A 745-nucleotide genomic window follows, 5' to 3' on the forward strand; every position below is an offset into this window, starting at 1 on the left:
GCTTTTGTCCGATGGGTGTGCAACGATTGTTGTGTAGCGACTGCTCAACTGAGGAGCCGGATGCGGGAATTCCGCACGTCCGGATCTGTGGGAACCACGGGTGAGCAATCACCCGTGGTCACCCGGCAGCTTCGACCGCAACTCGGCGAACTTCTCCGGGAACGGCACGCCGTCTCCCTCGACCGCCGCTGCACGGACATTGCACACCGGCCGACTAAGCGGCATAGCGCAAGACCTCCACCTCAACCCGCCGCGCGACTGCCGCGTCGGCCTGCTGATATAGCCGCTCCGCCGTGGCAGTGTCCAGGTAGTACTCGCCGCAGTTGTCGCACACCTCAGCGGGCACCCCTTTCAGAACCACAACGGTCTCGCCTCGGGTCAGGGTCACGGTCACCAGGCCGGGTGCGGTTTCGCCGTGTTTGCAAAGGCTACAAATCATTGATCTCTCCGGGTTTTGAAATCCTCATGCCATCGTTTGGCATCTGGAATATAGACCGTGACGACGACACAATTCTCAGTCACCGGATCTCGTGCGACAACCAGGTGCACAGGCGTCTGCCGATGGAAAGCTAACAACAAAACGCTGGGATAGGGCCGGTCATCGGGATATGCCTTGATTGGCTCGGCCGTCGCAATGGACTGTTCGATCAACGCGGGTGACAGACCACGCTCAAACATGCGCTCGAACGCATGACGGGAAAAGCGGATGGTCGCGCAGTTCAAGGCACCACCACCCCATCCAACT

Annotated in this window: 2 protein-coding genes; both read right to left on the minus strand. The window is 60.0% G+C overall.

Going from position 1 to position 745, the window contains the following annotated elements:
- Positions 1 to 214: 214 nt before the first annotated feature.
- Positions 215 to 439 carry a type II toxin-antitoxin system MqsA family antitoxin gene (locus tag CKO40_RS23810; protein WP_200348938.1) on the minus strand — a complete coding sequence of 75 codons (225 nt, stop codon included), beginning with the start codon at positions 437 to 439 and terminating at the stop codon, positions 215 to 217.
- Positions 436 to 745: DUF4258 domain-containing protein (locus CKO40_RS23815; protein ID WP_200348939.1), on the minus strand; the 310-nt coding region annotated here is incomplete at its 5' end. The genes CKO40_RS23815 and CKO40_RS23810, both read right to left, overlap by 4 nt.

It is taken from the genome of Halochromatium glycolicum, assembly GCF_016584085.1.
Lineage (GTDB): Bacteria > Pseudomonadota > Gammaproteobacteria > Chromatiales > Chromatiaceae > Lamprobacter > Lamprobacter glycolicus.

Bases quoted from the DNA above. Each gene is read 5' to 3' on its own strand.
- CKO40_RS23810 (WP_200348938.1), bottom strand. From the start codon at position 439: ATGATTTGTAGCCTTTGCAAACACGGCGAAACCGCACCCGGCCTGGTG.